This is a genomic window from Streptomyces sp. NPDC050743 (assembly GCF_044456925.1).
Taxonomy (GTDB): Bacteria; Actinomycetota; Actinomycetes; order Streptomycetales; family Streptomycetaceae; genus Streptomyces.
Window position 1 is genome coordinate 1 of sequence record NZ_JBITGJ010000227.1, and the last position, 5,724, is coordinate 5,724.

Below are 5,724 nucleotides of genomic sequence, written 5' to 3' on the forward strand. Positions count from 1 at the left end.
GCACACGGAAGGTGTACCGGGCATGCCCGGTGTCCTTCGTGGTCGCCTCTGTCGTCATGCATCCGAACCTACCTGAGAGCACTGACAGTTGAGAGCTCTCGATGATCGTGGGCGACGTCACCGCCGTGCGGGGCGGGGCGCCGGATCGCCCTGACGGCGATCCGGCTGTCCCTGCCCTGCCCCGCAGGAGTCCGATTCCTCCCCGGCCCGAAGGCCGGGGCATCCTCGGAGGAACCCGGTGACCTGGTCGGATGATGTACCAGCACGCGCAGGCGGCGAGGGTGGGCCGCTGAGTTTGCCGGGGTGCGCAGAGCGCCGTGGACCGGGGGGCCCGCATGGGCGAGGGTGACGCACGCCACCCATTTAGTTCATCATTCAACCTCTTGCGCAGAAGTGTCTCCTCTGAAAGATTGCTCTGCGTGAGCGCCCCCCTCGGGGGACGGACCACAGCCCCGGCGTGACACCCGAAGGAGGCCGCGATGGCGGCATCCGCGAACCGTCTGCAGGGACTGCTGGCGCGCTTTCGCCGCCCTGCGGCCAGGCACGCCAGGCGTGAGTCCCTGCCTGTATCAGAAGAAAAGGAACCCATCATGTTCAGTGCTGCCAACGTCAAGGCCGCTCCCAGCCCGGATCTGCTGACTGCCGACAACGCGGTGATGCTGTTCGTCGACCACCAGCCGCAGATGTTCTTCGGGACCGGCAGCGGCGACCGCACCGCGATCATCAACGCCACCGTCGGCCTGGCGAAGGCGGCCAGGGCGTTCGACGTCCCGGCGGTGCTGACCACGGTGGCCGCCGAGTCGTTCTCCGGCCCGATCCTGCCGCAGCTGGCCCAGGTCTTCCCGGGTCAGGAGATCATCGACCGCACCACGATGAACGCCTGGGAGGACGGCCGGGTCGTCGAGGCGATCAAGGCCACCGGCCGCCGGAAGATCATCATCTCGGGGCTGTGGACCGAGGTCTGCATCGTGCTCCCGGTGCTGTCCGCGCTCGGCCAGGGCTACGAGATCTACGTGGTGGCCGACGCCTCCGGCGGCGTCACCCCGCAGGCCCACGAGCACGCCCTTCAGCGGATGATCAACGCCGGTGCGGTGCCGGTGACCTGGATCCAGGTCCTGCTCGAACTGCAGCGCGACTGGGCCCGCACCGAGACCTACCTCCCCGTCATGGACATCGTCAAGGAGCACGGCGGCGCCTACGGCCTCGGCGTCGTCTACGCCCAGTCCGTCATCGGCGCCCACGCCGCGGGCTGACCCGTCGACCTGGTGCCGGCCCGAGGCCAACCCGTCCGGGCCGGCACCAGCCCACCAGCCGGGAACCCCGCTGCACACGACGTTCATCGGTGCGCACGCCGCGGGCTGACCGCGCTCGGGACCGCCGGCCCGCTGTCCAAGGCCTCGATGCGCACGGCGCCCGGTGGCTCCAACGGCACGGACGTCCTCTCGCGCCGCAGGGGAAATGCCGCCTGCCGCAGGCCGGCGCCGAACTGCACGCACGCGACGGCCGACCCGCCCGGCCCCCAAGGCGCCGTCGCATCAAGGACCGCCCACGACGCCGCCCGGCGGCCGTGGGCGCCGGGCAGCGCCTGGTCCGCGCGGGCTTGGGTGCCGGGTGGCTGAGGGCACTGCCCCGGGATCTGCGACCGGGTCCTGGGGCGGCCGGGGAGCCGGCCCGTGTCGTGGGCGGGTGTTTGGCCCGTCGGTCCTCGTGTGCAGGCAAGAACAAACCCGGACCGGGTCTGGGTCGTGAGTCAAGGAAGCGACAGTGACTATCAACTCTTCTGCGGCCCGGCGTGCGGCGGGCGGCCGTGAGCCTTTGCTGCCGGCCCTGATGACGGTGACGGCGGTGAGCGGCCTCATCGACGCGGTCAGCTATCTGGGCCTGGGGCATGTCTTCACCGCGAACATGACCGGCAATGTGGTCATCATCGGTTTCGCCGCCGCCGGTGTACCCGGCTTCTCGGTGCTCGGCTCGCTGGTGTCGCTGGCCGCCTTCCTTCTTGGTGCGGTGCTCGCCGGCCGTCTTAAGACCGTGATGCGCCGTGGCAGTGCGCCGCATTGGCTGCGCCGGATCCTGGTGCTCGAAACGGTGCTGCTGGCCACGGCGACGGCCGTCGCCTTCGTCGCGGGCCACGCGGTCTATGCGCTGATCGCCCTGATCGCACTGGCCATGGGCCTGCGCAACGCCACGGTGCGCAAACTCGCCGTGCCGGATGTGACCACGACGGTGCTCACCCTCACCCTGACCGGACTGGCGTCCGACTCGAGCCTGGCAGGCGGTACCAATCCGCGCGCCGGCCGCCGGCTGGCCTCGGTGCTGGCGATGCTGGCCGGCGCACTGGGGGGAGCTCTGCTCGTGCAGCACACGGGGCTCGGCTGGCCCCTGCTGGCCAGCACGGTCGGTGCCGCCGGCGCCGCTCTGGCCGTGCCCCGCAGCTCATCCGCCGGCTGACGCACAGCCCCGGCCCCTGCCCACCTCCCCGCGGCCCCTCCCCACCTCGCCGGAACCCCGCGGCAGCCGCTCCCCCCACGCACACGGTTTCTGAGAACCCCCCACTGGAGATGATTTCCATGGCCACTATGCCTGTGGCTGGCCTTTCCCCCGTCACCGCCGAGAACGACCCCGAGTCCACGGTGCGCAACGTGCACCTGGGCATCGCCTACCCCGCGGCCCACATCGCGGACGTGGTGGTGCGCAACGCCAAGATCTACACCGGCGACCCGGTGCACCCGCAGGCGAGCGCGGTCGCGATCAAGGACGGCAAGGTCACGGTGGTCGGCGACGACGCCGACATCCTGCACCTGATCGGCACCGACACTCGGGTGGTGGACGCGCTGGGCCGCCGGGTCATCCCCGGTCTGAACGACTCCCACCTGCACGTGATCCGCGGCGGGTTGAACTACGTCCTGGAACTGCGCTGGGACGGTGTCCCCACCCTGCGCCAGGGCCTGGCCATGCTCCGCGAACAGGCCGGGCGCACCCCCAAGGGCCAGTGGGTCCGCGTCGTCGGCGGCTTCTCCGCCGACCAGTTCGCCGAGAAGCGCCTGCCGACCGTCTCCGAACTCAACGCCGCAGCCCCCGACACCCCCGTGTTCGTGCTGAACCTCTACCAGTCGGCGATCATGAACCGGGCCGCCGTCCAGGCGGCCGGCTTCACCAAGGACACCCCCGACCCCCGCGGCGGCCAGATCGTCCGCGGCCCGGGCGGTGAGCCCACCGGCATGCTGCTGGCCGCCCCCGGCGCCCTGATCCTGTACTCCACCCTGGCCAAGGCCCCCACCCTCCAGGGCGAGGACCTCAAGCTCTCCACCCGCCACTACCTGCGCGAACTCAACCGCTTCGGTCTGACCTCCGCGATCGACGCGGCCGGCGGCTTTCAGAACTTCCCCGACAACTACGGCACCGTCATCGACCTGGCCAAGGCCGGACAGCTCTCCCTGCGCATCGCCTACCACCTCTTCCCCCAGACCGGCGGGCAGGAGATCGCCGACCTCAAACGCTGGATCGGCATGGTCCGCCCCGGCGACGGCGACGAATGGCTGCGCCTGAACGGCGCGGGCGAGAACCTGACCTGGGCCGCCGCCGACTTCGAGAACTTCACCCAGCCCCGGCCCGAACTCGGCCCCTACGAAGCCGAATTCGAGCAGGCCGTGCGGCTGCTGATGGAGAACGGCTGGGGTTTTCGCCTGCACGCCACCTACGACGAGACCATCCGCCGCGACCTCGCCGTCTTCGAGAAACTCGCCGCCGAGGGCCTCTTCCCCGCCGGCAACCGCTGGCTGTTCGACCACGCCGAGACCGTCTCCCGCGACAGCCTGGACCGCATCGCCGCCCTCGGCGGCGCCCTCTCCGTCCAGAACCGCATGTCCTTCCAGGGCGAGGCGTTCGTGCGCCGCTACGGCGCAGGCGCGGCCGCCGAGGCCCCGCCGATCCGCGCCATGTTGGAGCGCGGCCTGACCGTCGGCGCCGGCACCGACGCCACCCGCGTCTCCTCCTACAACCCCTGGGTCGCCCTGCACTGGCTGGTGGCCGGCCGCACCGTCGGCGACCTGACCCTCTACCCGCCGGACAACCGCGTCAGCCGCGAGACCGCCCTGACCATGTACACCCAGGCCGGCGCCCAGCTCACCGGCGAACAGGACGTCAAGGGCATCCTCGCCCCCGGCTACTACGGCGACCTGGCCATCCTCTCCGACGACTACTTCACCGTCCCCGAGCAGGACATCCCGCACATCGAGTCCCTCCTGACCGTCACCGGCGGCCGCATCGTCTACGCCGCCGCCGAGTACGAGGGCCTGGACGAGCAGCTCCCGGCCATCAGCCCGGCCTGGAGCCCGGTGGCGCACTTCGGCGGCTACCAGGCCACCGTCAAGCCTGGCATCTCCGGCGCACGCCAGGCCGAACTGCTCGGCCAGGTGGTCGCCGAGTCCGAGCAGCACCGCCAGTGGCGCGCCGCCCGCGGCTTCACCCCTGAGGCCGCGCCCGAGATCTTCGACGCCTGCTTCGTGCTGTGACGCACCCAAACCCACCGCTGCCCAACCGCCTACCTGCGTACAAGGAAGTGTGATGAACACCGGACTGCTCATCCTGAGGCTGGCCCTCGGCCTGCTGCTGGCCGGGCACGGGATCCAGAAGGTCAGCCACCGCCTCGGCGGCCACGGGATCCAGGGCGGCGCGGCAGAGTTCCAAGCGGACGGGTTCCGCGGCGGCCGGCTCACCGCCGCCGCCGCGGGAGGCGGGCAGATCACCGCGGGCCTGCTGCTGGCCGCTGGAGCGCTCACCCCCCTGGCCGCCACCATCGCAGCCGGAGTCATGACCGTCGCCATCACCGTGAAGTGGCACAACGGGCTCTGGGTGCAGAACAACGGCTACGAGTACCCGCTCGTCCTCATGATCCTGCCGGCCGTGCTCACGCTCACCGGACCCGGCCGCTGGTCGATCGACCAAGCCCTCGGGCTCAACCCCTGGCACCCGGCGTGGACCGCCGCAGCCGTCGGCCTCGGCATCACCAGCGGACTGGCCACCCGCGCCCTCCTCCACCGGCCCCACCTACACTCCTGAGTGATCAGGAACATCCACACCGCCAGCGCGTTGAGACTGCCATGGAGACCGAGATGGGGAACCCGCAGGACGTGGCCCCGCCGCCACCGGCCGACGGGGGCGACGAAGAAGGCGCCGGCCAGAGCACGGATCGTGACCTGCTTGGCGGGTGGATGCTCGTGATGCAGGGCTTTCACGCCACACAGGATGCTCTCGTAGGCGAGCTGACCGAGCGTTTCAACCTCGGCCCGGGCGTGGCCGATATACTGCTGCGCCTGCTCGCTGCCTCCCAACACCGGATGCCGATGTCACGCCTGGCACACGAGGCAGGCATGTCCAGCGGCGGGTTCACCAAGCTCGCCGACCGGATCAGCGCGGCCAACCTGGCCCGGCGTGTGGCGTGCGAGGCCGACCGACGCGTCACCTACCTCGAACTGACCAACCAGGGCCAGGACACAGCCCAGGCCATCTCCCAGGCGCTGAGCAGGAGCCTGCGCGTCCGGGTCCTCACCCCCCTCGGACGCGACGGCTTCGACAACCTCGCCGACGCCATGCGCGCACTGCGCGACGCCAACAACGATCTGGGGAATTGAAGGCTCCCCTCCCTGGAGGGAGGGGATGCGTCGCCCTCCAGGGCTGAGCGGGGATTTACGGCTCAGGCCGCCACCGGAGCCGGCGGCCCCG

General features: G+C 70.9%; 5 protein-coding genes. All 5 read left to right on the forward strand.

Going from position 1 to position 5,724, the window contains the following annotated elements; genetic code table 11:
* Positions 1-590: 590 nt before the first annotated feature.
* The 5 genes from ACIBJF_RS51740 to ACIBJF_RS51760 all read left to right on the forward strand — a co-directional run bounded on the left by ACIBJF_RS51740 (position 591) and on the right by ACIBJF_RS51760 (position 5,633).
* The gene (locus tag ACIBJF_RS51740) at positions 591-1,253 is read left to right on the forward strand and encodes a hydrolase (protein ID WP_399184849.1); all 663 of its coding nucleotides are present in this window, start codon (positions 591-593) and stop codon (positions 1,251-1,253) included.
* Positions 1,254-1,830: 577 nt separating this feature from the next.
* Positions 1,831-2,451: a YoaK family protein gene (locus ACIBJF_RS51745; RefSeq protein WP_399184850.1), complete on the forward strand. Its 621-nt coding sequence runs from the start codon at positions 1,831-1,833 to the stop codon at positions 2,449-2,451.
* A gap of 119 nt (positions 2,452-2,570) precedes the next feature.
* Positions 2,571-4,514: an amidohydrolase gene (locus ACIBJF_RS51750; protein ID WP_399184851.1), complete on the forward strand. Its 1,944-nt coding sequence runs from the start codon at positions 2,571-2,573 to the stop codon at positions 4,512-4,514.
* 52 nt (positions 4,515-4,566) lie between these two features.
* Entirely contained in the window at positions 4,567-5,061 is a 495-nt protein-coding gene (locus ACIBJF_RS51755; RefSeq protein WP_399184852.1) for a DoxX family protein, read from the forward strand.
* A gap of 53 nt (positions 5,062-5,114) precedes the next feature.
* Entirely contained in the window at positions 5,115-5,633 is a 519-nt protein-coding gene (locus ACIBJF_RS51760) for a MarR family winged helix-turn-helix transcriptional regulator (protein WP_399184853.1), read from the forward strand.
* Positions 5,634-5,724 lie beyond the last annotated feature (91 nt).

Coding starts and splice junctions, on each gene's coding strand:
- ACIBJF_RS51740 (WP_399184849.1), top strand. CDS start 591: ATGTTCAGTGCTGCCAACGTCAAGGCCGCTCCCAGCCCGGATCTGCTG.
- ACIBJF_RS51745 (WP_399184850.1), top strand. CDS start 1,831: ATGACGGTGACGGCGGTGAGCGGCCTCATCGACGCGGTCAGCTATCTG.
- ACIBJF_RS51750 (WP_399184851.1), top strand. CDS start 2,571: ATGGCCACTATGCCTGTGGCTGGCCTTTCCCCCGTCACCGCCGAGAAC.
- ACIBJF_RS51755 (WP_399184852.1), top strand. CDS start 4,567: ATGAACACCGGACTGCTCATCCTGAGGCTGGCCCTCGGCCTGCTGCTG.
- ACIBJF_RS51760 (WP_399184853.1), top strand. CDS start 5,115: ATGGGGAACCCGCAGGACGTGGCCCCGCCGCCACCGGCCGACGGGGGC.